Below are 25,792 nucleotides of genomic sequence, written 5' to 3' on the forward strand. Positions count from 1 at the left end.
TCAGTCGAGCCTGGTGACGTCGAGGACGCCGTCCGCGTACTGCTTGCGGATCACCTTCTTGTCGAACTTGCCGACGCTCGTCTTCGGTACCGCCTCGACGATCGCCCAGCGCTCGGGCAGCTGCCACTTGGCGATCGACTCACCGAGGAAGGCGCGCAGTCCCGCGTAGTCCACGGTGGCCCCCTCCTTCAGGACGACGGTGGCCAGCGGACGCTCGTCCCACTTCTCGTCGGGGACGGCCACGACCGCCGCCTCGACGACCTCGGGGTGCGCCATGAGCGCGTTCTCCAGCTCCACGCTGGAGATCCACTCCCCGCCGGACTTGATGACGTCCTTGGCGCGGTCGGTGAGGGTCAGGTAGCCGTCGGTGCTGATCACGCCGACGTCGCCGGTCTTGAGCCAGCCGTCCGCGCTGAACTTGTCCTCGGGGCGGGTCGGTTCGCCGGTCGCGCCACCGTAGTAGGAGCTCGCGATCCAGTTGCCGCGGACCTCCAGCTCACCCGCGGACTCGCCGTCCCAGGGCAGGATGTCGCCGCCGGGACCCACCAGGCGGGCCTCGACGCCCGCCGGGAAGCGGCCCTGGGTGATGCGGTACGGCCACTCCTCCTCGGCGGTCAGACCGGCCGGCGGGTGGGCCATGGTGCCCAGCGGGGAGGTCTCGGTCATCCCCCAGGCGTGGCAGAGGCGTACGCCGAGCCGGTCGTAGGCCTCCATCAGGGCCGGGGGACAGGCCGCGCCGCCGATGGTGACCTGCTTCATCGAGGTCAGGTCGCGCGGGTTGGCGGTGACCTCGGCGAGCAGTCCCTGCCAGAGGGTGGGGACGGCCGCGGCGTGGGTCGGCTTCTCCCGCTCGATCATGTCGGCGAGCGGGGCGGGCTGCAGGAAGCGGTCCGGCATCAGCATGTTGATGCCGGTCATGAAGGTGGCGTGCGGCAGGCCCCAGGCGTTGACGTGGAACTGCGGGACGACGACGAGACTGGTGTCCTTGCTGGTCAGGCCCATCGACTCGGTCATGTTGACCTGCATCGAGTGCAGGTAGATCGAGCGGTGGGAGTAGCTGACGCCCTTGGGGTCGCCGGTGGTGCCGGAGGTGTAGCACATGGCCGCGGCCTGGCGCTCGTCCAGCTCGGGCCAGTCGTAGGTGTCCGGGCGGCCCGCCAGGAGCTCCTCGTACTCGTGCACGCGCACGCCGAGGCCCTCCAGCGCGGAGCGGTCGCCGATGCCCGCGACCACGACGTGCTCGATGGTCGGCAGGTGCGGCAGGAGCGGGACGAGCAGCGGCAGCAGGGTGCCGTTGACCAGGACGACCTTGTCGGCCGCGTGGTTGACGATGAAGACCAGCTGCTCGGGAGGGAGCCGTAGGTTCAGCGTGTGCAGGACGGCACCCATGGAGGGGATCGCGAAGTACGCCTCGACGTGCTCGGCGTTGTTCCACATCAGGGTCGCGACGCGGTCGTCCTGCCGGACGCCCAGCTCGTCGCGCAGGGCGTTGGCCAGGCGCGTGGCCCGGGTCCCGATCTCGGCGAAGCTGCGACGGTGCGGCTCGGCCTCCCCGGTCCAGGTCGTGACCTGGGACTTCCCGTGGATCGTCATCCCGTGCTGCAGTATGCGGGTGACGAGGAGTGGTACGTCCTGCATCGTGCTCAGCAAAGCGTCCTCCCGGTGAGCGCTGCGGCGGCTACGGATGCTGCGATTCTGCGCACGTACCGGTCGGCATGTCACTACCCAAGAGTAGAAACGCGGCGTTGTTTCACGTGAAACATCGGCCGGGCGGGGGCGGTACTCAGCGGACGGGGGTCAGTTCCGGGTCCTCGCGGAGCTTGACCAGCGCCCGGGAGACGGCGCTCTTGACGGTGCCCACGGAGACGCCGAGCAGCTCTGCGGTCTGGGCCTCGCTCAGGTCCTCGTAGTAGCGCAGGACCACCATCGCCCGCTGCCGGTCCGGCAGCCGGGTCACCGCGCGCCACATCGCGTCGCGCAGCGCCTGTGCCTCGGCGGGGTCGGCGGCCGGCGGCTCGTCGGCCTCGGGCAGCTCGTCGCAGACGAACTCGTCGACCTTGCGCTTGCGCCACTGGCTGGTGCGGGTGTTGACCAGGGCCCGGCGGACGTACCCGTCCAGGGCGCGGTGGTCCTCGATGCGGTCCCACGCGACGTAGGTCTTGGCCAGCGCCGTCTGGAGGAGGTCCTCGGCGTCGCAGGGGTTGGCGGTGAGCGAGCGCGCGGTGCGCATCAGGACCGTGCCGCGGGTCCGGACGTACGCCGAGAACGACGGGTACGGCGTCGGATTCGAGGCGAGCGTGCACACAGGCGTGGTCATGGCTCCACGCTAGGAGCGGCGCGGCCCGATGGGATCGGCCGCAAGTGCCGAAGCGGGATCCGTCTCAGGTTGTAGGGCTGGGGCCCGCCCCACCTCCTGAAGGTGGAGGAGGTGGGGCTTCCACGAGGGGCTGATCAGCCGTCCGCGCCCAGGATCAGGCCGGAGGTCGGGACCCCGGTACCGGCTGTGACCAGGGCGTGGGCGGCCCCGGAGACCTGGTTCACGGAGGTGCCGCGCAGCTGGCGGACCGCCTCGGCGATGCCGTTCATGCCGTGCAGGTACGCCTCCCCGAGCTGGCCTCCGTGGGTGTTGAGCGGCAGCGCGTCCGCGGCCACGAAATCGGCCGCCTCGCCCGGCGCGCAGAAGCCGAACTCCTCCAGCTGCATCAGCACGAACGGCGTGAAGTGGTCGTAGAGGATGCCGACGTCGATGTCCGAGGGCCGCAGTCCGCTGGTCCGCCACAGCTGGCGGGCGACCACGTCCATCTCCGGGAGCCCGGTGAGGCCGTCCCGGTAGAAGGAGGACATGGCCTCCTGGCGGCGGCCCGCACCCTGCGCCGCCGCGGTGATCACGGCGGGCTTCTGCCGCAGGTCACGGGCCCGTTCGGCGGTGGTGACGACGATGGCCTGGCCGCCGTCCGTCTCCTGGCAGCAGTCGAGCAGCCGCAGCGGCTCGACGATCCAGCGCGAAGCGGCGTGGTCGGCGAGGGTGATGGGCTTGCCGTAGAAGTAGGCGGCCGGATTGTTCGCCGCGTGCCGGCGGTCGGTGACCGCGACGTGGCCGAAGGCCTCCGGGGTCAGGTTGTAGGCGTGCAGGTAGCGCTGGGCCGTCATGGCCACCCAGGAGGCCGGGGTGAGCAGCCCCCAGGGCAGCGACCAGCCGAGCGCCGCGCCCTCCGCCGAGGGTTCGCGCTGCTGGACGCCGGAGCCGAAGCGGCGGCCGGAGCGTTCGTTGAAGGCGCGGTAGCAGACCACGACCTCGGCGACCCCGGTGGCGACGGCGAGGGCGGCCTGCTGGACGGTGGCGCAGGCGGCGCCGCCGCCGTAGTGGATGCGGGAGAAGAAGGAGAGGTCCCCGATGCCGGCCGCCTGGGCGACGGTGATCTCGGGGCTGGTGTCCATCGTGAAGGTGACCATGCCGTCCACGTCGGCGGGGGTGAGCCCGGCGTCGTCGAGGGCCGCGTGCACGGCTTCGACGGCCAGCTTGAGCTCACTGCGGCCGGAGTCCTTGGAGAACTCGGTCGCGCCGATGCCGGCGATGGCGGCGCGGCCGCCGAGCTGGTCGCGGGTGCGGACGCTCATGCCGTGGCCTCCGGGGTGCGGGCGCCGTCCGGCGTGGTGCCCAGGGTGACGGTGACCGTGCCGGTGACGTGGTGGCCGATGCCGTTGGCGCCGACCACGCGGATCTCGGCGGTGTCCCCGTCGAGGGCGGTGACGGTTCCGGTGAGCGTCATGGTGTCGCCGGGGTAGTTCGGGGCGCCGAGGCGGATCGCCACCTTGCGCAGCACGGTGGCCGGTCCCAGGTGGTCGGTGATGTAGCGGCCGACCAGGCCGTTGGTCGTCAGGATGTTCATGAAGACGTCCGGGGAGCCCTTCTCCCGCGCGAGCACCGCGTCGTGGTGCACGTCCTGGTAGTCGCGGGAGGCGATCGCGCCCGCGACGATCAGGGTGCGGGTGACCGGTATCTCCAGCGGCGGCAGTGTGTCGCCGATGTTCATGCCTCGTCTCCCTCGGACGTGTCTGCTGTGTCTTCGGACAGGGCCGCGCCGAGCTCGGCCAGCAGTTCGCTGCCGCAGCCCAGGTACGCGTCGAGCTGGCGTCCCCACAGGAAGTGCCGGTGGACCGGGTGGTCGAGGTCGGCGCCCATGCCGCCGTGCAGGTGCTGGCCCGCGTGGACGACCCGTTTGCCCGCTTCCGAGGCCCACCAGGCCGCCGTCAGCGCGTGCTCGCCCGCCGGGAGTCCCTCGTCCACGCGCCAGGCCGCCTCGTACGCGGTGACCCGTATCGCCTCGGTGTCCATGTAGGCGTCGGCCGCGCGCAGCATGACCCCCTGGTTGGTGGAGAGCGGCCGGCCGAACTGCTCGCGGGTGCAGGTGTACTCCACGGCGCGGGCCAGCGAGCCCGCGCAGACCCCCGCCTGGAGGCCGGCGAAGGCGGTCCGGGCGACGGCCAGTACGTCCGCGTGGGCGCCCTCTCCCCCGACCCGTTCCGCCTCGGCTCCGGTCAGGGTCAGGCGGCCCGCCGACCAGGGAGCGGTGGTCTCCACAGGCTCCGTGCGCACCCCGGGCGCGTCCGTCCGTACGAGCCACAGGGCTCCCGTCCCGTCCGGGACCAGCACGTGCGTGGCCTCGCGCAGCCAGGGCACGGCGGGGGCGCCGCCGGTGAGCCGGCCGTCCGGCGAAGCGGTGATCCGGCCGCGGTCCGGGAAGGCCCCGGTGGCGACCGCGTCTCCGGAACTCAGCGCGGGGAGCAGCCGGGCACGCTGCTCGTCGGTGCCGTGCCGGGTCAGGGCGAGGATCCCGTACACGCACGTGGCGGCGTACGGGACCTGCGCGGTCGTGCGGCCCTGCTCCTCCAGCAGGAGCACCAGGCCGAGCAGGCCGACGTCCTCGACGGCGGCGGTCAGTCCGGCGGTGGTGAGGGCCTTCCACAGCTCGGCGTCACTGCCGGTGCCGGCGGCGCCGAGGCGGTCGTGGGTGGCGAGGTCGCCGAAGATCTGGGCTGCGAGTCCGGCCGCGGCGGCCTGTTCCTCGGTGGGGTGGAAGTCCATCAGGCCTCGCTCCCCCGGAAGACGGGCAGTTCCAGTTCCTCGTCCACGCGCAGGAACTCCAGGCGCACGGGCAGCCCGATGCGGACCTTGTCGTACGGGACGCCGGTGATGTTGCTGACCATCCGGACCCCTTCGGCGAGCTCGACGAGCGCCACCGCGTAGGGCGGGTCGAAGGCCGGGAAGGGCGGATGGTGCATGACCACGTACGAGAAGACCGTGCCGGCGCCGGACGCCTCGACCGTGTCCCAGTCCGGGCTCCCGCAGGTGTTGCAGCCGGGGAGCCAGGGGAAACGGAGCGTCGCGCAGGCGGTGCAGCGCTGGATCAGGAGCTTGTGCGCGCGGACGCCGTCCCAGAAGCCCTGGTTGTCGCGGTTGATCACGGGGCGGGGGCGCTGGGCGGGCTTCGCGGGCTTCGCCTGCTCGGTGGGCTTCTTCGCCGCCGGGGCGTACTTGAGGATCCGGAAACGGTGGGTCCCGGCCGGTTCGCCGTTGGCGTGGACGTCCATGCGGGTGGTCACGAAGTGTCCCGTGCCGAGCTTGGTGGTCTTGCGCGGCGACACCGACTCGATGACGGCGTCGAAGGTGATCGCGTCGCCGGGGCGCAGCGGCCTCAGGTACTCCTGCTCGCAGTCGGTGGCGACGACGGAGGTGCAGCCCGCGCCGTCGAGCAGCGCGAGGAGCTCGTCGTAGGCCGAGGAGCGGTCGCCGTGACCGGAGAGCCCGCCCATCGTCCAGGCCTGGAGCATGGTGGGCGGGGCGATGGCGTCCGGCCCGGTGTAGGCGGGGTTGGCATCGCCCATCGCCTCGCACCAGTGGCGGATCATCGGCTCGTTGACCGCGTCCTTGCCCTGGCCGGCGGTGGCGGCGGGCTGCCCTTCGAAGGATGCGAGCAGGGTGTGGAAGCGCGCTGCTTCCGCTTCCGCCTCCCCTTCCGCTTCCGTCGGTTCGGTGGCGGAGGTGTCCGTGGCGGGCTTGGCGGTCATCGCTTCCTTCCCTTCATACCGAGCCGCATCATGGCGACGATCTCCCGTTGGACCTCGCTGACGCCGCCCCCGAAGGTGTTGATCTGGGCGGCCCTGTTCATCCGCTCCAGCTCCCCGCCCGCGAAGACCTCGGGGCCGGGTCCCCGGACCAGAGCCTCCTCCCCCACCACCTCCTGGCAGATCCGGTACACCTCGACGGTGGACTCGGTGCCCAGGAACTTCACGCCGCTCGCGTCGCCCGGGGCCAGGGTGCCGGCGCCGACGTCCTGGACGAGGCGCCAGTTGAGGAGGCGTACCGCGGCGAGGCGCGCATGGGCCTCGGCGAGCCGCGACTGCACCCAGGGGCGGTCGGCGGGACGCTCGCCGGTGACCGGATCGGGGGTGCGGGCGTGGTCGAGCGCGCCCCGGTAGAAGTCCTCGGCCTGCATGCCGATGGCGGCGAGGGCGACGCGTTCGTGGTTGAGCTGGTTGGTGATCAGGCCCCAGCCGCCGTGCTCGGGGCCGACGAGGTTGCCGGCGGGCACGCGGATGGAGTCGTAGTACGTGGCGGTCGTGGTCAGGCCGCCGACCGTGTCGATCGGGGTCCAGGAGAAGCCCGGGTCGTCGGTGGGCACCAGGATGATGGAGATGCCCTTGTGCTTGGGGGCTTCCGGGTCGGTGCGGCAGGCGAGCCAGATCCAGTCGGCGTTCTGGGCGTTGGAGGTGAAGATCTTCTGGCCGTCGATCAGCCAGCCCTGGTCGTCGCGGACGGCCCTGGTGCGCAGGGAGGCGAGGTCGGTGCCCGCCTCGGGCTCGGAGTAGCCGATGGCGAAGACGATCTCGCCCTTGAGGATCCGGGGCAGGAAGTAGTCCTTCTGCTCCTGCGTCCCGTACTTCATCAGGGTCGGGCCGACGGTATTGAGGGTGACCATGGAGACGGGGGCACCGGCCCGGTAGGCCTCGTCGAAGAACACGAACTGCTCGTCCGGGCCGCGGCCCTGGCCTCCGTACTCGACGGGCCAGCCGAGGCCGAGGAGTCCGTCGGCGCCTATCCGGCGCAGTAGTGCGCGCTGCTCGGCGGGGTCCTCGGGCACCCCGTCCGGCAGCAGGTTTCCGAAGTACTCCCGCAGCTCGGAACGGAGCCGCAACTGGCCTTCGGTCGGGGCGAGGTGCACGGCGCTGGCCTCCCGGCATCACATCATCAAGTGGAGCTGACTGTCCGTCAGATTCCAGGTGGATGTCAAGGCCGTGGCGCTGTGACGGAGCGCCCTGAACGCCCGGAACGCCCGAGGGCGCCCGCACTACCGGACCCCAGCCGGTCCGGTCGCGCAGGCGCCCTGGGCAGTCGGTGCAACTCAGGCCGCGGCTACCACCAGGGGTAGAAGTTCACGGCGACGGTGGAGTTGTGCTGCTCGATCGCGGTGAAGGCCGAGCCGTTGACCTGCGCGGTGTTGTTCTGGTTGGACGCGCCGGATCCGGTGGCCACCTGCTGCGAGGTGGAGGAGTTGCCGTGGTTGTTGCCACCCACGCCGCTGCCGATGATGCTGGCGACGCTCGCATTCGATCCGTCGTTCGCGAAGGAGCCGTTGTCGGCCGATGCCACCCCGCCGAAGAGGGCGACGGCGAGGGGGAGAGCGGCGACGGCGGCGATGACGCGGGCGGTACGGATGCTTGCCATGTCTGTATCCTCCAGAAAACCGAAGTCGGGTTTACTCCAAGGCAGTTGGCCGACCGCCTCGGTCGTTCCGTGTGGTGACGACGTCGCGAGACCAGAGTTGCCCACCGAATCCCCGGCGAACCACCCCGGAGTCCTCGATTCCCCCGCAAGCATGACCAACATCGGATAAACCCCCTTCGCGCCCCCGACGCCCCAGGTCAGCGCGTTGAGACCCGCCGAAACCCGCTCCGGGCAAGGGGTGAACCGTTCCGCCAAAGCAGCCGGCCCCGGACATGCCGAAAAGGGCCGCGCCGTCCGGGAACCCCACCGTCTCCCGGGCCTGCGGCCCTGCGCTGCCAAGCTTCACGCCCCCTGCACGCCCCCGGCGCTCGCCGGGGCCTTCCCTCTGTGCCCCGCTCCGGGGCACCTTCACGGCACGATCCGCGGTCGCGGCCTTCTCACACCGACCGACCGGGCTCAAGCGCCTGCGCTGCGTTGCTCTCGCGTTCTGCTGCGTTGCTCCTGCGTGCTCCTACGTGCTCCTGCGTACTGGGTGGCGGGTACTCCTGGACCTGAGTCCTGGGCCCTGCCATGTCCTGCCGGTCCTGCGGTGTCCTGATGTGCCCTACCGCGTCATACCGTGTCCTGCGATCAACGGGTCCTACGGTCGACGGATCCTGCGGTCGACGGGTGCCGCGTCTGCGTGCGGTACGAGTGCTCCGTGCCGCGCACTACGCGGCGAGGGCCATCTCCCGGCGAGCGGCTCCGACGCGGACCGCTGCGGCGATCGCGGCGCTACGGACGCTGTCGTCCACTCCGTACTCGGACCCGGACCCGGTTCCGGAACCGGAGGACAGGGCGGTGGTGGAGCGGCGGACGGACGGGGTCTTGCCGTGGGCCTCGGCGCGGATGCGCTGCTTGATGGTGGGCGGGAGCGAACCACCGCGCATCATCGCCCTCCAGGTCCGTCGGGCCATGAAGGCCGGCCGGTTCGCCGCGACGGCCGCGGGGGCGGCGGCGGGGGAGGAGGAGAGCGGGGTGGCGGCGGCCTGGGCGGTCTTGCCGCCGAAGCCGAGGGAGGCGAGGACGGCCACGAGGGCCGCGAGGACGGTGGTCCAGATCGACGTGATGGTGCTGCGGTGAGCCATGACGGGTCCCTCGTTTCGCGATGTTCCGACGGGCGGATCTGAATACATTCGTCATGATGCGGGCGCAAGCGGAGCGCCTCCACGCCCCGCGCCGATCTTCCGACAAACACCACTCAAAGGGGCTAATCGCACAATTTCACACCCCTTGGAACCTCGCTCACACCCAGCCGCGACTTCCACCGAAAGATCGCCATCTCCCCTTCCGCAGACGGCTGTTGACATCGGAACAGATCGCGCACCATGCTCCACCACAGCGCGGCGGATCTTCTCTTCATGGTCGGGGGACCAAGTTCCGTGCAGAACCGAAACGTACTGATATCGGGTGCAGGCATCGCGGGCACCGCCTTGGCCCACTGGCTGCGCCACCACGGTTTCCGGCCGACCGTGATCGAGCGCGCCTCCGCCCTCCGTGAGGGCGGCTACAAGATCGACATCCGCGGCGCCGCGCTCGACGTGGTCTCCCGCGCCGGGGTCCTCGACACGGTCCGCGCCCAGCGGACCGACGTCCAGGGCGGCTCCATCGTCAACGCGGCGGGCAAGGAGCGAATGATGGCCACGTGTGGGTCGACGACAGACGGGATGGGAGCCGGGGCAGTCGTGGGTAGAAGCAGGGGGCTGGCCTTGCGTCTCAGGAGTAAAAGCCGGTCCAGTACTCATCGGGCGCCACGGCGAACGCGTCGGGCTGCTCACGCTGGAGGACTTCGTACCGCTCGTGGAAGGTTAGGAACGCCTCTTGGAGAGAACTTCCGAGATGCTCTCGGATGGCCTTGATGCCCGGCAGGATGCGGCCAGCAAAGATCTCGCTGTCAGCGACGGTCACGGGGGTCGGGGGCATCTCGCTCATGCCGGCAAGATCGCACAATGCAGTAGTACGGCGCTGCTGAGATTTGGGCTTGCGGGGCTCGCCAGGCGCTGAGCTCTTGCCCCATGCGTGCCCGTCGTGGCGGGGAACCAAGGATGCCAGCAGTGACGGACGGCGGCAGCACAGTCAAACGACCCCTGACCGTTCTTGCTGGTCAGGGGTCGTTCACCTGCGGTGGGTGTGGGATTTGAACCCACGGTGACTCGCGCCACGACGGTTTTCAAGAGAGTGCTGCGGGAAGCGTCTTCGCCGTGGCTGACCTGCGCCTTACCCACCCGCCGTGTCCTTCGTCGGCTCGGGCGGTCCACGCCTGGTCCACTGGGTCGGTTAGGCGCTACCGGCGGGCCTGCAAGATCAGCGCCTCCGCCAGGTGCGGAGCGACCTCCGCAGCACCAGCCCCAAGGGCTGCGAGAGTGACAGACTCATCGGGCTCGGTCCGCAGCTGGCGCCCCGAGCGCCCGAGGCCCATGAGTTGCGAAGACTGGCGGGACCGCCGCGGATCAAAGGTGTCGACACTCATGAGCATCTCAGTCGACACGCCGGCCGCCACCACGATGCGGTCCGCCTGGACGATATTCAGCGACCCGGAGAATCTCAGTAGGGCGGCGATCTGCTGGGGCAGTGCATCGGGATCCAAGATCGCACCATGGCTGTCGCGGGGCAATGTAGCCCGGATCGAGAGCTGCCCAGTCTTGTACAGACGGCATTCCACCAGCTCGCCCTCTTGGGGCGTGTTCCATGACCTTGGCCGACTGGCCGGAAGGCTGACGCCCACGTACCCATCAGCCCGGACGGGGTTCAACGCGACATCGCTCCCGATCATCCGGGTAGCCCGGATTCGTTCCGTCAGCGAACCGCCAAGTTGATCTAGCTCGCGTGCCGAGTAGCCAGGGAAATCCAGCGGAAGGACGTGCAGTTCCAACGGGGAACCACGGTCGCTGACGGCCTGGGAAGCACCATCGTTCGAGGACCAGTGCAGGGTGGGCTGCTGTACAAGCTTGGCGAAGGCCAACGGTGACACGGCTGACTCCAGCTCCCGTACCTTCTGTACGACTTTGACCATCAGGTCTTCCGAGGTGTGGAAGGAGTCGCGGAACTTCCCAGTGGCGTACGCCTCCAAGATCCGCACGAAGTTGTGCTGATTCGCCTCGAACTCCACGCCTTCTTTGCGGTAGACGAAACTTGGTTTTCCTGCTGCCTGCGCAGCTACCCATTCGTCGTGCGTAGCCGACTGTCCCGTCTCGGGGAAGATGTGGCCATAGAACGGCCCAAGGAGGAAGAGGCATACATCCGCGGATGCCAGCGCTCTCAGACATGCCTCCCGACTAGGGGTGGTCTGTGCGGAAAAGTCCTCGAATCGCACGGGAGTGTGACCCAGTGCGCGGATCAACCCGTCGAGGGCGTCGCGCTCTGCCTCAAGACCTTTGCGGGCGCTGCTGATGAAGATCTTCACGCTACGGTGTCTCCACTGCTGCGGGTTCGCCTTCGTGGCGAAGCGGTTGACTCGTGTGTCTAGTGTGCCGATCCTGGGAAGGAGTTGCTCCATGCCCGACGCTTCAGACGAGGCAATACGCGCCTACTGGAAAGAGCACCGAGAGCAACTACGTCAGTGCGAAACCCAACGCTCAACGCTGACGAACCTCCTCATCGTCGTTACGGCCGCTCTGAGCGCTCTGATCGTTCAGCAGAAGTTCACGCTCAACGTCGTACCCCTATGCATCTTCGTCGTACTGACAGGCGCGTACGGGGCTGTTGCTGTATCCAAGTACCACGAACGAGCTTCCTACCACCTCTCTCAGGCGCGGGCGTTGACCGCAGACCTGGTGGCACGGGGAGTTTTGGGGTCCAAAGAGGGGCTCGTGCAGGCGCGCGACGAGCACAACAGCAGATTTCCTCGCCTGCACCGCATCCGGCTGCATCGCCTGTGGGTGACGCTGCACCTTGCTATCGCTCTCTACGGCGTATCCCTCCTCTGCGTATGTGTGGTTGCGGCTTGAGGGCATAGATACGAAGGCCTTCCTGGTAGCAGACGGCTTGCCTCCCAGACTTCCTCAAGCAGCTCGGTAGCTAGCACCCCCATTTCGTCACTCTGACGTGATTTTCCGAACTCAGGGACTACGTGTGATGGCTCTGCGATGCTGGTGGTCGATCGAGAGGGGCCGCAGCGATGCAGTGGAAGATCCACGGGGAACGTCCGATCTACGAAAACAAGTGGGTGAACCTGTGGCTCACCGACATCGAGACGCCGGACGGGCACCGCTGGGAACACCACGTCGTCAAGCTCCGCCACCTGGCCGTGGCCGCTGTGATCAACGGCCGCCAAGAAGTCCTGATGATGTGGCGCCACCGCTTCATCACGGACGCGTGGGCCTGGGAGCTGCCCATGGGCCTGGTCGAAGCGGACGAGACGCCCGGCGAGGCTGCCGCCCGTGAAGTCCTCGAAGAGACTGGCTGGCGTCCCGGCCCGATGAAGCCGCTGATCTACGCCGAACCGGCAAACGGCATCACCGACTCCCAGCACCACCTGTTCCGCGCCGACGGCGCCACATACGACGGGCCGCCGACCGAGAAGAACGAGTCGGACCGGATCGAGTGGATCCCACTGGCGAACATCCGGGGCATGATCGACCGCCGCGAGATCGTCAGCAGCGGCTCTCTGGTCGGCCTCCTCTACGTCCTGATGGACGAAGGGGTTCGCTGACCCTGCGGGGGGAGCATCGCTCGTAGGCGTGCCTCGAACGCGACTGCGGCCGGCACCTCGCGATACGGCGCAAGCTGCTCGTAGAACTCGCGAAGGTGCCCGGTCACCCGCTCGGACGACACGGCTGCGGCGGGCACCAGCGCCTCGATCGCCGTGTGGCACGCCTGGTCAAGCTTGCCCCTCTGGAGCTGCGTACGGGCCAACCAGAAGGCGTGGAACGCCCTACCGCGCTGGTTCGCGGGGTCCTCCCGCTCCAGCGCATCCGCGATCAACGGTTCGGCAATCGCCGCCTCGCCGAGACGGCCGTGCGCTATGCCCGTGTCCACGATGAGCTTCGGCTCGTCGAAGTACGTCACCCATGCCGGGTCCGGGTCGTCCGCCTTGATCCGCCCGTACTGACTGTGTGCCTCGGAGATCGCGGTGTGTGTCGCCGTCCGGTCGCCCAAGGTCGCGTGGGCGAACGCCTCACGCATGGCCAGCATGGCCCGAACCCGCGGCGTCGTACCCATGTCCGCTCGGGCCTGGTCCTGGGCAGCAGACGCCAGTGCAAGCGCGTCCGCCGGCTTGTCCTGGTAGGTCGCTTGCAGGCTCATGCAGGCCAGGACGTTGGCCATGAAGGGATGGTCGTCAATCTCCCGGGCCAGTTGCAGAGCTTCCGAGAAGTACGCGCGGGCCTGGTGGTACTGCCGGGCATCGAAGTACGTCCACCCGGTCAACCGCGCCAACTCCGCCGCAATGCCGTACAGGCCGTGCTGGATCGGCGCGGGCCGCTGGTCCTTCAGTAGCCCTTCGACATATCGCAGCTGGCCGACGACAGCGGGTCGAAGCGTCTCGCCCCCGTGCTCGTCGTCGCGACGCCAGTAGTCCTCGATCGAAGAACGCAGAGCGTGCAATGTGGATGGGCTCGGGTTGGTCCCGGCGGCCAGGGCCAGGATGCTGTCCACCTCCACGCCCGGTAAGGCGCTGAGGAGCTTCGGCTCAACGGGCACGTGACCGAACTCCGGCCGTTCCCGCTCGGCCACGGCCAAGACAGCCGGCGTCTCCCACGTACGGCGGGCAAGCCCGAGCATGTGCCCCGGGATACGCAATCCATCGGCGATCCGCTCGATCACTTCCATGTGGAGGAGCTGTCGCTGACCCGCGATCACCTCACCCACTCGGCTCGGCGTCAGCTCGCACTGCCGCGCGATCATCGACGGGTAGATGCCTGCCCGAGTCTTGACCAGGTGAAAGACCCTCGCAAAGTCGCGCACGCGGCACGCGTCGATCATCTCGGGCTCGGTGAGCAGACTTCCTGGTAGTTCCTTCGTACGACGTGTCTCGGGCATCGGGCACGCTCCGGAGGAAGACTACGGATCGCTTCAAAGTCTCAACCGACCGTGATGTTACCCAAGTTGGGTAATCCGCTGGGCCTTTCTGGCTCGTCGTCCTGATCGCGATCCTTCTGGACATGGCGAAGCGACCGAGGACGACCGCCTTGAACGATTCGGCGGGCACTCCTGACACAGAGCGAACGGCCCTCGGGGCAACCCCTGACCTGGGCATAGAGCCCCGCGTCCTGATGAGCATCCGGGTATCGCGGGACTCGGGCCGGACATGGTCGCCGCGCTCGCGGGTCCTGGAAGGCGACCCGTTCGACATCCTCTCCAACCCCGGCCGCTACCCCCCGTGCGAATGCCCCCGCTGCGGCGGTACCTCGTCGTCGGTCCGTGTCCTTCAGGCGGCATCCATCGCGCCGGGGTCGGCGTAGTGGCCGCCTTCCGACGTTGAAAGCTCCTTTGGAACGGGATTCCCGGGTACGTGGTCGAGCTCCGCGGGGCTGGCGCCAACAGCTCGCCGTGCTCCTCTACGCCGCCGTCGTCACCGTCCTGGTGGTCACCCTGGCCATCGCTGGTGATCCCGGCCGCTGACCGGCAACCGGCTTCCGGCACGAATCCCGCCTTCGCTCGATCCGTGGCCTCGCGCCACCCCCGTCTCCTCACCGGCCCGGGAACAAAGGGGCTGGTGAGGCACGCCCCATCGGGGCTGGGCCGGCATCCGTCGGCCCTGGACTTCCAGGAAATGGAGACACACATGGCAGCGCAGAAGGAAGACCTGCTGATCGGCGTCGAGAGCCTGATCAAGGTCCAGGACCGCTTCACCGCTGCGGCGGCGGAGTCCGACTCCACCGGCACCTCCGCGGGCGACGACGGCGAGAACCGCGACGGCCTGAACCTCCCGCAGGAGTAGCCCCACAAGTACGCCGCAGCACCACCCGGGGGCCCGTCATCCACGGCGGGCCCCCGGCCTTCACCCGCTATGACTCCGACCGGAGGAACACGTGGACCACCACTTCGTCGCCGCACTGGAGAAAGCCCTCGGCTGGGACGGGCCCGGTGCACTCGGAGCCTCTTTCGCCCGGGGAACGATCGGGGACCTTGATCTGCTCGATCGCCTGCTCAATCCCAGGAAGCTGCTGGACCTGGTGATGCGCCGCAGCGTCACCACGCCCCAGTTCCGCATCTTCCAGGACGGGGCCGAACTGCACCCCGGCCGCTACATCCAGCCCTCCGTCACCCGGCGGGGACAGGCCATCCCCATAGCCGACATGCGCCGCGTCGGCGGGCTGATGCGCGAGGGCTGCACCATGGTTCTGGACGAGGTCGACTTCTTCGACCCGGCCATGGAGGCCACCTGCCGTGCGCTCCAGTGGTGGGCCCGCGAGCTGGTGCAGGTGAACGCCTACCTGACCACCCAGGACGCCAGCGGCTTCAAGCTCCACTGGGACGACCACGACACCGTGATCGTCCAGCTCGCCGGCCGCAAGAGCTGGGAAGTCCGCGGCACCTCGCGCAAGGTTCCGATGTACCGCGACTCCGCCCCCAATGCCGAGCCCAGCGAGGAAGTCGTGTGGCAGGGCGTCATGGAGCCCGGCGACGTGATGCACATCCCGCGCGGCTTCTGGCACCAGGCCACCCGCGACGACCAAGGCGACGGCTACAGCCTGCACGCCACCTTCGGCATCGTGAAGCGCGTCGGCGTGAACTGGCTGGCCTGGCTCGCCGACCAGGCCCGCACGCAGGACCTGTTCCGGTACGACCTGGACCGCTGGAACTCCCCCGGCCAGTGGGAGGGACAGCAGCAGCTCCTGGCCGACGCCGTCGCCGAGATGGCTACGAAACTGACTCCGCAGGACTTCTTCGATGCCCGCGAGCGGGAACGCCTGGCCGCCCGGCATGTCCCGGCCACCGGCCTGTTCGGCAAGCCCGCGGCCGTCGTGTGCGTCACCGACTTCGAGCCCGTGATCGAACAGCACCACGACACCGTGGACGTTCTCGCCGCAGGCAAGAAGCTCACGTTCGCCGGCAAGGCGTACCCCGCCCTCGCCCTGCTGCTGAGCGGCCATCCCGTCGACATCGCCGACGCCACCGAGAAGACCGGCCTGGACGTGGAACAGCTCGCCGAGATCCTGGTGAAGGAGGAACTGTGCACGGAGCTGACCCCCGCCTTGTCCTCGGCCTACACCGGTCTCGTCACCACCGCGACATCCTGACGGCCGCACTCGACCTCGGCGTCACTGCCCTGGACACGGCGGCTCCCTACTTCGGCTTCCGCTCGCACACGGTGCTGGCCGAGACGGCCGCCGATCTGCTGCCGAGGTTCACCCTCTCCACGAAGGTGGGCTTCTTCCCGAGCGCTGGAGGTGTGGAGCACTCCCTTGATCCGGTCCGGCTGCGGCTGGCGGTCGAGCGAGCGGCCCGGGAACTCGGCAGGGAACCTGACACCGTGCTCCTCCACAACCCCGAACGGACCCTTGCGGGCCTGTCCACTGCCGATGGCCACACCCTCCTCGGCAATGCCTGCACTGCCCTGGCCGACGCCACCCGCCACGGTCTGTGCCGCGCCTGGGGTGTGGCCTCCTGGGATACCCGGTCGCTCGGGACGGTCCAGGTGGACGACCTGCCGTCCCCGGACGTCCTGATGGTCCGGGCCGGGTTCCTCGTGGGCATCGACTTACTCAACGCCACAACCGTCTTGCGCACGGCCTGGCAGCCGGGCAAAACCTGGGGCATGAGCCCCTTCGGCGGCGGCCACCGGAAAGTGTGGGAGGAATTCGACCCCCGGCCGTTCCTGCGACCGAGTCACAGGGATCTGTCCCGCATACAGGCGGCGTTCCGGACCGCGTTCCACCTGCCCACCGCCTCCGCGATGGCGGTCGGCACCGACGACCCCAGGCACCTGGCCCAGTTGCTCCAGTCCCTGGGCACGGAAGTGGACACCGCCGCCGTCAGTCAGTACCTGCGGGCCCTCGACGGACACCGTCAGAGCTGAAGCTCGGCTACCAGGCGGTCGGCCTCCTTCCGGGCCGGAGCCAGCAGCGGATCCTCCTCGTACGCGTAGGGTCCGACGATCTTCGACAGGAAGAACAGCGACATCAGCTTGCCGTCCCGGCTCTCCAAGTCCGCACGCCGCTCCTGGTGGACGCGGTCCGCGAGACGCGGGACGGCAAGCGCGTTGCCCCACAGCGTTGCGGCGTCCAGGCCCCGGGGCGCCATGCCCCAGTCCTCCCAGTCGATGAGGGAGAACTCCGGTCCCATCACGTTGGCCCAGGTCAGATCTGCATGAGCCGGCGCCCACCGCTCGATCCGCGTATCGGCCACCCCGGGGAAGACTGCCCCGAGGGTCTGGGTCACCTGCTCCTGCGTGATCGTCACCGTGTCCGGTGTCGCGATCCGTGGCGTCTGCTGTGAGGCAAGCGCGTCCAGCGAAGCGTTCAACGCCTCCCACCACTTGTCCGGCAAGCCCGGGTCTTCGAGCACCAGGGCGCCCTTGCCAACAGACGGCGACGGAATCAGCTCCAGCTCATCCGCGCGCCACATCACCGGCTCGCCCGGCTCGCGCCACGCCACACCCTGGTACCACTCGGGCATCGCGACTCCTTGCAGTACGGCAGCAGCCTCGGTCCCGTTCCAGCCCTGCGGGCCGATCCGCTCGAATCCCCGCCGCTCGATACGCACCCACGTGCCCCGCTCCGTACGGCCCCCCAAGGAACGGCGCTTGCGCACCAGGGCCTCCCGAACCAACCGGACGTGCAGAGCCTCTTCTACGCGCTCCAGCACGTCTTCAACCGGCTGACGGCGTAGATCCACCTGGGCAGCAACGGGCAGGGATCCGTTCATCACGACCTCCTCGGCGAACGGATGACCGTAGCAGGAAGAGGCCGCCGACACGATCCGCCCGTCAACATGGCGCACGTCAACTTCCGTCCCATCATTGACCGTTGGGAATACGGCGCGCGCTTCGCCCACGCCGGTGGCCGGAGCGGCTTTGGCCGGTGTCCTGTTCGGGTTGGGGTCGGGCATGTTCAGGGGGCCTTACGCTGTCCGGCAACTCGGGCAGGCTTTGATCCTGCCCGGAATTTGATCGAGTGGCCCCCTGGACTTGCCCGACGCGGGCCCCGAGTCGAACAGGTGGGTAAAGCCGTGGAGGCCGCCGGCCCCGGCCACTTGTGGGTGGACAGCAATCCGCGGTGACCTGTGCAGGCTCGGCGCGCTTACCGTTCCTGCTGGCCGTGCTCGCCGTCGGGCAGCTCCCGGGGTTCCTCCGGGACACGACGACCCGCTTCCTCGGACTTGCGGCGCGAGTGGGCGGGGGTCGTTGCGGGCGGTGGCGGAGACATGGAGCCAGCGGCGGCCTGGGGCCGCCGCGCCGCGCGGGCCGCGTCAGCGGGCCGCCTTGATCCAGTAAAGAAACTTTGGACAGCTCATCCCTTGGGCCGCTTCGGCCCGGAGGTATGGGCTGTTTCCTAATGTTCTGATCCGGTCCGATGCGTATTGCCTGACTCATGGCGGTCTGTTCGCGGGATCGTCAGAACTTATCCACAGGCTTGGCGCGGTCTGATGGTCCCCGAAGTTGTCCACAGGCGTGTTGTCCGGGTGGGTCTCTTCATGCTGCGTCTGGGGCGGCGATGGCTCTGGGGCGTCGTGGCCGACGGGAAGAGGGTGTGGGGATGCGTGGCCTGAGGGGGGGTGTCCGCTTTCGCTGATTGCGTGCGGCCCGCGCTGGAAGGTCCGGTGCCGTGCACACGGAAAGCGGGACATGTGATGCAGATCACAGGGCTTTGGTCATACACGGATGCCGTCGACGACACCTCTATAGACGATCCGCATCAATGCGGCGCGCAACATACCCGACGATCCCCGGTTAGCCCAACCGGGGATTCTCCGGATCCTTGTGGTCAGCCGGAGAGGTCGAACGCCGAAAAGGGAGAGGTGTGACGCATGGCACAGAGGCCGAGTGGCACACCGTTGGCTTTTTCGACACCTGTAGCCGGTGAAGGGCCCGGGAGCGTCTCGGGCGGCTTTTACCAGGCGGGGCGGGAATTCGGAATTCCCGGAATCTCCGGAGGATTGCCCGCAGGTTCGGGGGCGTGGAAGTGAGGGCGGGGCAAGTGGTGCACGGCGATGGCGACTGCCTGTCGGAGCGGTTGACGGCTTCCCGTGGAGCGGTCATGCACTGCGGGGCTGGCGCCCGTGAGGCGGGACGCAGAAAGGTTCTTTCTGGCGCGCTCCCGTCCGGCGGGCTTCACGGTTGCGGCGGTGCGCCCGTGCTCAGCATGGTTCCGGTGTGCGTGGCCGAAGAGCGCGAGCGCGCGTCACCGGGGCCGGCGGACGAGGTGCTTTGCAGGGCAGTACGGAACAGCGGCACGGCAACGGGCGGGGACGAAATGAGCGAGTCGGAGATTGCGGCGCTGGAGGCTGATGTGAAGGGCCTCAAGGGCGAGTTGGCCGACTTGTCGGCACTGCTGCTGAAGGTGCAGGCGGAAACGCTCAGGCTTGCGCGTCGATGTGCTTTGCCATCTGCTGAGTGAGTTCAAGCAGGTTCTGGAGAGTCGTGCGCATGATCGTCATATCGTGCTTTAGCTCTTCGACTTCCATGGCGAGCCGGAAGTAGCGGTCATCCGCAGGCGTGGGGGGCGTGTCGGTCGATGCGCCCCCTTCGGCCTGTCCGCTCTCGGGGTCGGCTTCGCGGCGGCGGACGAACGATCCCCGGCCTGAGACGGAGTAGATCAGCCCCTCGGCCTTCAGTGCCCTGAGTGCGTTCTGCACGGTGGCGCTGGCGATCCCGAACTTCTCCTGGAGCTCGCGGGAGGACGGGAGCTTGTCGCCGGGGCCGAGCTGGCCGCTTTCGATCTGGCGGCGAAGGTACTCCGCGACCTGCACGTAGGGCGGGCGGTGGTCTCGGTCCAGAGGCAGTGTCATGCCCCGAGGATACGGCTGCCTACGTGGGGTGCGCAGTCACTGTGACCAACTGATACAGGGTGCTGTAGCTCGATAGGTGTTGCAGCTAGCCGCATAGCGTGCTTTCATTTGGATGTGGCCGGGATCGCCGGTCAAACCCGAGTGAAAGGGCTTATTTGCCATGGCCAGGATCGTTATCCCCGTCGCCGTCCCCGAGTCCACGAACCACATGGTCGGCATGCCGCCGGTGCCGAAGTGGAAGGACCAGGAGAACGGCATCCGCGCGATGGACCGGGACAGCGGGGCCCCGCTGTTCACGCTGACCCTCTTCGTGATGGGGGAGGAGCGCGCGGAGACGATGAAGGTGACCGTCCCGCAGACCGGTCTTCCCAACGGCCTGCACATCGGTCGCTTCGTCCGCCCCGTCGGTCTGGTCGCGACCCCGTGGGCGCGGATCTTCAACGACCAGCTCCAGGACGGCGTGGCCTACCGCTGCGAGTCCCTGACGCTGGTCGAAACCCCGGCCCTGGGCCAGAACGTGACCGTGCCCCAGGACGCTGCGGCGTGACCTCGCTCCCCGCACTCCGGGGTGATTTCCCGGTCGGCGGCCGCCTCGTGATCGTCATCGACGAAGCGGCCGCCCTCCTGGGGCACCAGACCCCTCTTCCTCTTCCTCTTCCGCTTTGCTGCGCCACGGCTGCGCGGCGGCGGGACTTCCGAACCATGCGAAGGACATGTGATGAATGAACTGAACGAGGCGTTTGGCTGGCTCAACGCCGTGATGTGGTTCGGTATCGCCGTGATCGCCCTGTGGGCGGCGGTGTGGATCTTCCGCTACGTGCGGGCCTCGCCGATGGAGCGGGTGAGCATCCGGCAGGCGGTGCGTATCCGCTGGGGCTGGAAGAGACTCGCGCAGATGGCCGGGCTGTCCGTCACGGACAAGATGCCCACGATGATGGCCGAACTCGCGAACATGGATGGCGTCAAGCAGCACAAGCCCCGTGTCCTGACCCCGGCACTGAAGGTCACCTCGGACGAGTTCGGTGTGATGGCGTGGGCGAACTGCCTGCCGAAGGTGAGCCTGGCCGAGTTCCAGAAGGCCGCTCCCTACCTCGCGGACGCGTGGCGCATGACCCGTGTGTCTGTCCTGCCGGGGGACAAGCCCGGTCAGGTGCTGATCCGTGGCGTCCGCGTGGACCCGCTGACCACTCCGACCGAGCACGTGCCCACCGGCCGCCCGCCCAATGAACACGCACTGTGGGAACTCGGTGTGGATGAGTTCGGCATCCCCGTCTCCGTGCCCCTGAAGGATGTTCCCGGCATCACGGTCGGCGGCCTGCCCGGCTACGGGAAGACCTCCCTGACCAACCGGCTCGTCTGCGACTGGGCACCCTCGCCGGCCATCCAGTTCGTCACCCTTGACGGCAAGGTCACTCATGCCCGGGAGGGCGACTACGCCGAACTCGTTCAGCGCATGTTCGCGTTCGCCGGTGACGACCTCGAGTCGGCGAACAAGCTCCTCAAGCGCCTGGTGGAACTGCGGCGTGCTCGCTCGGCCTGCATGACCAGCATCCTGGGCGTCAAGAACATGTGGCACGTCGGCCCCTCGGAGATGTGGCCGCTGATCGTCGTCAACATTGACGAAGCCCACACCTACTTCCGCGACCACAAGGGCTCCGACCCCGCGACCAAGCGCCTGGCCGCGCTCGCTGCCGAGAACGCGCGTCTGGCGGAAGACCTCGTCAAGAAGGGCCGCGCGTTCGGCATCCTGACGATCCTCACCACGCAGAAGACCACCGGCGACGCAATCCCCACCTTCATCCGGGACGTGTGCCCGGTCGGTCTGTCCTTCGCGCAGAAGACGGCCGAAGCCGCGGTGGCCGCGCTCGGCGAGGACATCCGCCAGTGGCCCGACGCGAACCCCATCAATCTCCAGGACCCCGCCTATGTCGGCGTGGCGGTCATGTCCGCCCAGGGCCGCCCCGGCTTCGTCCGCATCCGCACCCCCTACGTCCCCGACGCGCACGCCGGCCACATCGCCGCCGAAACCGCGCACCTGGTCCGCGACCCCTTCAAGCTCCTGGAAGACCTCACGGGGCGCAGTGTCGTGGACCTCGCCAAGCACGACCCCGACGAGGACGGGCCCGACCTCATCGCCGCCTGATCACCCCTGCCCCTCGCACAGCCGTGGAAGGAGGTGAAAACCCTCATGTCCCAAGACCGGATCACTCAGCGCACCGTGACCGTCGTCATGGCGATCATCGCCGCCCTGGCCTTCGTGTTCTCCTTCGGCAACGTCTGGAACCTCGCCCTGCGCCTGGGCGTACCGGGCCCCGTCGCCCCGCTGATCGCCCCGATGGTGGACCTGTCCGTGGTCGGCCTCCTGGTCGCCCTGCGGTACCTGTCCCTACGCGGAGTTCCGGCCGCTGACCTCAAGGGCGCTACCCGCCTGATGCACGCCTCCGGCTTCTTCACCCTCGCCCTGAACATCGCCGAACCGATCATCGCCGGACACTACGGCCGCGCCTGTGTGGACGCCGTGGCACCCCTGCTCCTCCTCGGATGGGGCGCCGTCGGCCCCGCCCTCCTGCGCCACTTCCACACCGTCTCCGCCCCGACCCCGGCCCCGGTCATGGCCCCGGCTCCGGCTCCGGTGGTCGTACCCACGTCCGCCCCGGAACCCGCCCCGGCGCTGCCAGACCCCGAACCGGTCCCGGCACCCGAAGCAGCCCCTATCCCGGCTGCAACTCCGGCCCCTCCGGCCCTGGTTGCGCCTGCCCCGGCTCCTGTGGCCGCTCCGGCCGCGAAGGTGCCTGCGGCCCTGCTGGATGCCGCACGCGAGATCGCCGACGCACACACGGCGACACACGGTCAGCCGATCACCGCCGCACAGCTCAAAGCGCGACTCGGCGTCGGTCTCCCCCTGGCCACCGCCGCGCATGCCGCGCTGACGGCCTGACCCTCGGCCGGCCTTCCGGCACCTCTCCACCCCTCGGCCCCATCCGGGCCTACCCCGCCATGCCCCGGGCAGCACCACACCCCTTTCGTGGTGCTGCCCGGGGCATCCCCCACCAGCGGAAAGGACACACGCCGATGCCCCGCAACCTCGACCTGCGGCACGTGATCAGCCCCGCTGTCCGGGACCTGATCGAACTGGCCAACCTCGAAGACTTCGACCGCACCCGCGAACAGATCACCCGCCTGCGCGGCTGCACCCGCCCCGTCAACCTCGTCGGCCACACCCACACCCGCAACGCCACCACAGGCGAAACGATTCGCTCGTACTCCACCAGCGAGGAACCCACCGGACGGCTCCTGACCACCTGTGGCAACCGCCGCGCCTCCCGCTGCCCCGCCTGCTCCCGCACCTACGCCGCTGACACCTTCCACCTCGTCCGCGCCGGACTCTGCGGCGGCAAGGACGTCCCCGAGACCGTCCGCACCCACCCCCGCGTCTTCCTCACCCTCACCGCCCCCTCCTTCGGCCCCGTCCACAACCGCCCCACCACCACGGACAGCAAGCCGCGCCCCTGCCGCTGCGGCACCCGCCACCCCGAGGACGCTCCCGAACTCGGCGCGCCCCTGGCCCCCAAGGCGTACGACTACACCGGCGCCGTGCTCTGGAACGCCCACGCCGGAGCCCTGTGGGCACGCTTCACCCTCAATCTCCGCCGCGCCCTGGCCGCCCACTTCGGCATCACGCAGAAGGATATGAAGCAGGTCCTGCGCGTGTCCTTCGCCAAGGTCGCCGAGTACCAAAAGCGCGGCCTGGTCCACTTCCACGCCGTAGTCCGCATCGACGGGCCCGACGGCCACACCAGCACCCCACCGGCCTGGGCCACCGTGGATGACCTCACCCACGCCATCCGCACCGCTGCCCCCCGCACCGCCCTCACCATCTCCTCGGACACCGTGGGAGACCAGGAGATCCGTTGGGGCGCCATGCTCGACGTACGGGAGATCACCGCGCTGGGGGACGGCGAACTCACTGACGCAGCCGTGGCCGGGTACGTCGCCAAGTACGCCACCAAGAGCGCCGAGGACTCCGGCACTGTGGACCGCTCCTTGGTCTGCCGGACCTGTTCCGGCCGGGGGACCGTCGGGGGTCGCGTCAAGGATCTCTGCCCCGACTGCGAAGGCACCCGCCAGGCCGAACCCCTCCGGGAACTGCCCGTACACCGGCACGTCCGACAGATGATCCGTACCGCCTGGGACCTGGGCGGCCTGCCCGAGTTCGCATACCTCAAGCTCTGCAAGTGGGCCCACATGCTCGGCTTCCGCGGCCACTTCTCCACCAAGTCCCGCGCCTACTCCACCACCCTCGGCGCCCTCCGCGACATCCGCCGCGCCTGGCGCCTTGCCCAGGCTGACGCCGCCCGCGTCCGCGCCGGCCACCCCGCCCCCGCCCCGGACACCGTGCTCGTCACCGAGTCCTCCTGGGCCTACCTCGCCTCCGGCTACCGCCCCGGCGAAGAACTCCTCGCCAACCAGACACGCCACGAAATCAACCAGACCCGCGCCGACAAGGAACGCGCCAAGACCGAAGGGGAGGTATGGCAGTGACCGCCGCACCGACCACCCGCATGCTGACCATGGTGGAAGCGCTGGCCGAGCTGCGCATGTCGCGGGCCGCCTTCTACCGGCTCCGCGCTCGCGGCAACGCGCCCCGCTGCCTCAAGCTCCCCAACGGGCAGATCCGCATCCGCCGTGCCGACCTCGACGCCTGGTTCGAGGGCTGCGAGGTGCCCGCGTGCTGACCTTCGACGTGCAGATCTGGGGCATCCGCAAGCGCCCCGACCGCGCTGCGGCCTATCAGCTTCGCTGGCGAGTCGGCGTTCAGCCGTTCTCGAAGAGCTACAAGATCAAGGCTCAGGCGGACGGCCGACGCTCCGAGCTGCTGGCCGCACTCCGCAAACGCGAACAGTTCGACACCGAGACCGGCTTGCCTGCCTCCGAAGTACAGGCGGCCCAGTCCCCCACCTGGTTCACGCACGCCCGGGAGTACGTGGCGATGAAGTGGCCGAGCGCTTCGGCCAAGCACCGCGCGAGCATCGCCGACGCGCTCGCCACGGTCACCCCGCGCCTGGTGAAGGACAACCGCGGTGCCCCTGCTCCCCGGGTTCTGCGGACCGCCCTCTACTCCTGGGCCTTCCGCCTCGTCCTCGACCAGGACGGCGAACTCGTGGCCCGCATCGACGCCGAGGAAGCACCCGAAGCCATCGTGGCGGCCCTCGACTGGATCGGCCGTAAGTCCGTGGACATCTCGGCCCTGAACACGCCGACGGTCGTGCGGTCCGCCCTGGACGCGCTGGCCCGCAAGATGGACGGGACCGCTGCGGCGGACAACACGGTGAACCGCAAGGTGCCCGTGTTCAGCAACTGCCTGCGGTACGGGGTCGAGCTGGACCGCCTGCCCTCCCTGCCCCTGACCAAGGTGGACTGGACGGCACCCGAGACGGACGACGAGATCGACTTCCGTTACGTCCCCAGCCCGGCCCTGGCCCGCAAGCTCATCAACGCCGTGGGCGAGCAGGGAGACCGTGGCCGCCACCTCAAGGCGTTCTTCGGGTGCCTCTACTACGCGGCCACCCGCCCCGGCGAAGCCGTGAGCCTGCGCGAATCGGACTTCACCTTGCCCGAGGAAGGCTGGGGCCAAGTCATCCTGTCGTCCAGCTCCCCTCGCGTCGGCTCAGGCTGGACCGACTCCGGGAAGTCCTACGACTCCCGGGGCCTTAAGAAGCGCGCCCGAAAGGCCACCCGCGAGGTACCGATCCCGCCGGTCCTGGTCCGCCTGATCCGCGACCACATCGCGGAGTTCGGAACCTCCGAGGACGGCCGACTCTTCCGCGCCGCTCGCGGCGGCGGCCTCCTGAGCAAGGAGTACGGCGACATCTGGAAGGCTGCTCGCCGGGACGTCCTCACCAAGCAGGAAGTGAAGACCCGCCTGGCTGAGGTCCCCTATGGACTCCGCGCCGCGTGCGTCTCCCTCTGGCTGGAGTCCGGCGTCTCCCCGGCCGAGGTCGCCCGCCGCGCCGGCCACAGCATCGCCGTGCTGTTCCGCTTCTACGCCAAAGCCATCCGTCGCAACCAGCACCACGCGAACCAGCAGATCGAGCGGGCCCTAGCCGCCGACAACGACCAGTAGGCAACGGCCGA

Annotated in this window: 27 protein-coding genes, 1 tRNA gene and 1 pseudogene; 14 read left to right on the forward strand and 15 right to left on the reverse strand. The window is 69.0% G+C overall.

Annotation, left to right across the window (positions count from 1 at the left end; translation table 11 throughout):
* The 9 genes from ACFRU2_RS29050 to ACFRU2_RS29090 form a co-directional block, all read right to left on the reverse strand.
* Window positions 1–1,650, reverse strand: coding sequence for a long-chain fatty acid--CoA ligase (locus ACFRU2_RS29050; protein ID WP_382977443.1), 1,650 nt, complete (start codon window positions 1,648–1,650; stop codon window positions 1–3).
* 133 nt (window positions 1,651–1,783) lie between these two features.
* Complete coding sequence (locus tag ACFRU2_RS29055; RefSeq protein ID WP_250738541.1) at window positions 1,784–2,317, reverse strand: SigE family RNA polymerase sigma factor; 534 nt, start codon at window positions 2,315–2,317, stop codon at window positions 1,784–1,786.
* 134 nt (window positions 2,318–2,451) lie between these two features.
* Entirely contained in the window at window positions 2,452–3,618 is a 1,167-nt protein-coding gene (locus tag ACFRU2_RS29060) for a lipid-transfer protein (RefSeq protein WP_250738542.1), read from the reverse strand.
* Entirely contained in the window at window positions 3,615–4,034 is a 420-nt protein-coding gene (locus tag ACFRU2_RS29065) for an acyl dehydratase (protein ID WP_382977447.1), read from the reverse strand. Before ACFRU2_RS29065 ends, ACFRU2_RS29060 begins: the two co-directional genes overlap by 4 nt.
* Entirely contained in the window at window positions 4,031–5,086 is a 1,056-nt protein-coding gene (locus ACFRU2_RS29070; RefSeq protein WP_382977450.1) for an acyl-CoA dehydrogenase family protein, read from the reverse strand. The genes ACFRU2_RS29065 and ACFRU2_RS29070 overlap by 4 nt, the downstream gene beginning before the upstream one ends.
* Complete coding sequence (locus tag ACFRU2_RS29075; protein ID WP_382977453.1) at window positions 5,086–6,069, reverse strand: bifunctional MaoC family dehydratase N-terminal/OB-fold nucleic acid binding domain-containing protein; 984 nt, start codon at window positions 6,067–6,069, stop codon at window positions 5,086–5,088. The genes ACFRU2_RS29070 and ACFRU2_RS29075 overlap by 1 nt, the downstream gene beginning before the upstream one ends.
* On the reverse strand, window positions 6,066–7,223 hold the full coding sequence (locus tag ACFRU2_RS29080) for an acyl-CoA dehydrogenase family protein (RefSeq protein ID WP_382977456.1): 1,158 nt from the start codon (window positions 7,221–7,223) through the stop codon (window positions 6,066–6,068). Before ACFRU2_RS29080 ends, ACFRU2_RS29075 begins: the two co-directional genes overlap by 4 nt.
* A gap of 191 nt (window positions 7,224–7,414) precedes the next feature.
* Entirely contained in the window at window positions 7,415–7,726 is a 312-nt protein-coding gene (locus ACFRU2_RS29085) for a hypothetical protein (protein ID WP_250738547.1), read from the reverse strand.
* A 710-nt stretch (window positions 7,727–8,436) separates the two neighbouring features.
* Window positions 8,437–8,853 carry a DUF6344 domain-containing protein gene (locus ACFRU2_RS29090; RefSeq protein ID WP_382977459.1) on the reverse strand — a complete coding sequence of 139 codons (417 nt, stop codon included), beginning with the start codon at window positions 8,851–8,853 and terminating at the stop codon, window positions 8,437–8,439.
* Between the two features lie 273 nt (window positions 8,854–9,126).
* Between ACFRU2_RS29090 and ACFRU2_RS29095 the strand changes: the two are divergent.
* Window positions 9,127–9,336 (forward strand): annotated as a pseudogene (locus tag ACFRU2_RS29095) (NAD(P)-binding protein); the annotation flags it as partial.
* A 145-nt stretch (window positions 9,337–9,481) separates the two neighbouring features.
* On the opposite strand, the gene ACFRU2_RS29100 reads toward ACFRU2_RS29095, so the two are convergent.
* From ACFRU2_RS29100 to ACFRU2_RS29110, 3 genes are all read right to left on the reverse strand, one after another.
* A complete protein-coding gene (locus ACFRU2_RS29100) occupies window positions 9,482–9,697 on the reverse strand; it encodes a hypothetical protein (protein ID WP_382977462.1) in 216 nt (71 codons plus the stop codon).
* A gap of 190 nt (window positions 9,698–9,887) precedes the next feature.
* Window positions 9,888–9,991, reverse strand: a tRNA-Lys gene (locus tag ACFRU2_RS29105).
* 58 nt (window positions 9,992–10,049) lie between these two features.
* Window positions 10,050–11,168, reverse strand: coding sequence for a DUF4062 domain-containing protein (locus tag ACFRU2_RS29110; protein ID WP_382977465.1), 1,119 nt, complete (start codon window positions 11,166–11,168; stop codon window positions 10,050–10,052).
* 91 nt (window positions 11,169–11,259) lie between these two features.
* Here ACFRU2_RS29110 and ACFRU2_RS29115 point away from each other — a divergent pair, with 91 nt between their 5' ends.
* Both ACFRU2_RS29115 and ACFRU2_RS29120 read left to right on the forward strand, forming a co-directional pair.
* Entirely contained in the window at window positions 11,260–11,712 is a 453-nt protein-coding gene (locus ACFRU2_RS29115; RefSeq protein ID WP_382977468.1) for a hypothetical protein, read from the forward strand.
* Window positions 11,713–11,882: 170 nt separating this feature from the next.
* Window positions 11,883–12,416, forward strand: a complete 534-nt coding sequence (locus ACFRU2_RS29120; protein WP_382977470.1) for an NUDIX hydrolase — start codon at window positions 11,883–11,885, stop codon at window positions 12,414–12,416.
* Here ACFRU2_RS29120 and ACFRU2_RS29125 read toward each other — a convergent pair.
* Window positions 12,386–13,744, reverse strand: coding sequence for a hypothetical protein (locus ACFRU2_RS29125; protein WP_382977473.1), 1,359 nt, complete (start codon window positions 13,742–13,744; stop codon window positions 12,386–12,388). The two genes, ACFRU2_RS29120 and ACFRU2_RS29125, sit on opposite strands and share 31 nt — an antisense overlap.
* Window positions 13,745–14,194: 450 nt before the next feature.
* Here ACFRU2_RS29125 and ACFRU2_RS29130 point away from each other — a divergent pair, with 450 nt between their 5' ends.
* The 4 genes from ACFRU2_RS29130 (at window position 14,195) to ACFRU2_RS29145 (ending at window position 16,727) form a co-directional block, all read left to right on the forward strand.
* On the forward strand, window positions 14,195–14,326 hold the full coding sequence (locus tag ACFRU2_RS29130; RefSeq protein WP_382977476.1) for a hypothetical protein: 132 nt from the start codon (window positions 14,195–14,197) through the stop codon (window positions 14,324–14,326).
* Between the two features lie 163 nt (window positions 14,327–14,489).
* Window positions 14,490–14,645, forward strand: a complete 156-nt coding sequence (locus tag ACFRU2_RS29135) for a hypothetical protein (RefSeq protein ID WP_157853303.1) — start codon at window positions 14,490–14,492, stop codon at window positions 14,643–14,645.
* A 91-nt stretch (window positions 14,646–14,736) separates the two neighbouring features.
* Entirely contained in the window at window positions 14,737–15,948 is a 1,212-nt protein-coding gene (locus ACFRU2_RS29140) for a JmjC domain-containing protein (protein ID WP_382977479.1), read from the forward strand.
* On the forward strand, window positions 15,882–16,727 hold the full coding sequence (locus tag ACFRU2_RS29145; protein WP_382977482.1) for an aldo/keto reductase: 846 nt from the start codon (window positions 15,882–15,884) through the stop codon (window positions 16,725–16,727). The genes ACFRU2_RS29140 and ACFRU2_RS29145 overlap by 67 nt, the downstream gene beginning before the upstream one ends.
* Here the strand turns inward: ACFRU2_RS29145 and ACFRU2_RS29150 are convergent.
* Window positions 16,718–17,575 (reverse strand): hypothetical protein, encoded by an 858-nt coding sequence (locus ACFRU2_RS29150; RefSeq protein WP_382977831.1) that lies wholly within the window; start codon window positions 17,573–17,575, stop codon window positions 16,718–16,720. The two genes, ACFRU2_RS29145 and ACFRU2_RS29150, sit on opposite strands and share 10 nt — an antisense overlap.
* A 1,427-nt stretch (window positions 17,576–19,002) precedes the next feature.
* Here ACFRU2_RS29150 and ACFRU2_RS29155 point away from each other — a divergent pair.
* Entirely contained in the window at window positions 19,003–19,266 is a 264-nt protein-coding gene (locus ACFRU2_RS29155; RefSeq protein WP_382977485.1) for a hypothetical protein, read from the forward strand.
* Here the strand turns inward: ACFRU2_RS29155 and ACFRU2_RS29160 are convergent.
* The gene (locus ACFRU2_RS29160; protein ID WP_382977488.1) at window positions 19,226–19,657 is read right to left on the reverse strand and encodes a GntR family transcriptional regulator; all 432 of its coding nucleotides are present in this window, start codon (window positions 19,655–19,657) and stop codon (window positions 19,226–19,228) included. The two genes, ACFRU2_RS29155 and ACFRU2_RS29160, sit on opposite strands and share 41 nt — an antisense overlap.
* A 160-nt stretch (window positions 19,658–19,817) precedes the next feature.
* Here ACFRU2_RS29160 and ACFRU2_RS29165 point away from each other — a divergent pair, with 160 nt between their 5' ends.
* The 6 genes from ACFRU2_RS29165 to ACFRU2_RS29190 all read left to right on the forward strand — a co-directional run bounded on the left by ACFRU2_RS29165 (window position 19,818) and on the right by ACFRU2_RS29190 (window position 25,781).
* On the forward strand, window positions 19,818–20,204 hold the full coding sequence (locus ACFRU2_RS29165) for a hypothetical protein (protein ID WP_382977489.1): 387 nt from the start codon (window positions 19,818–19,820) through the stop codon (window positions 20,202–20,204).
* Window positions 20,205–20,375: 171 nt separating this feature from the next.
* Window positions 20,376–21,800 (forward strand): cell division protein FtsK, encoded by a 1,425-nt coding sequence (locus ACFRU2_RS29170; RefSeq protein ID WP_382977492.1) that lies wholly within the window; start codon window positions 20,376–20,378, stop codon window positions 21,798–21,800.
* Window positions 21,801–21,845: 45 nt separating this feature from the next.
* Complete coding sequence (locus ACFRU2_RS29175; protein WP_382977495.1) at window positions 21,846–22,595, forward strand: DUF2637 domain-containing protein; 750 nt, start codon at window positions 21,846–21,848, stop codon at window positions 22,593–22,595.
* 134 nt (window positions 22,596–22,729) lie between these two features.
* Window positions 22,730–24,199 (forward strand): replication initiator, encoded by a 1,470-nt coding sequence (locus tag ACFRU2_RS29180; RefSeq protein ID WP_382977498.1) that lies wholly within the window; start codon window positions 22,730–22,732, stop codon window positions 24,197–24,199.
* A complete protein-coding gene (locus ACFRU2_RS29185; protein ID WP_030956933.1) occupies window positions 24,190–24,393 on the forward strand; it encodes an AlpA family transcriptional regulator in 204 nt (67 codons plus the stop codon). The genes ACFRU2_RS29180 and ACFRU2_RS29185 overlap by 10 nt, the downstream gene beginning before the upstream one ends.
* Window positions 24,387–25,781, forward strand: a complete 1,395-nt coding sequence (locus ACFRU2_RS29190) for a tyrosine-type recombinase/integrase (RefSeq protein WP_382977501.1) — start codon at window positions 24,387–24,389, stop codon at window positions 25,779–25,781. The genes ACFRU2_RS29185 and ACFRU2_RS29190 overlap by 7 nt, the downstream gene beginning before the upstream one ends.
* The last annotated feature ends 11 nt before the right edge of the window (window positions 25,782–25,792 follow it).

It is taken from the genome of Streptomyces sp. NPDC056883 (assembly GCF_042788835.1).
Taxonomy (GTDB): Bacteria; Actinomycetota; Actinomycetes; order Streptomycetales; family Streptomycetaceae; genus Streptomyces; species Streptomyces stoeckheimensis.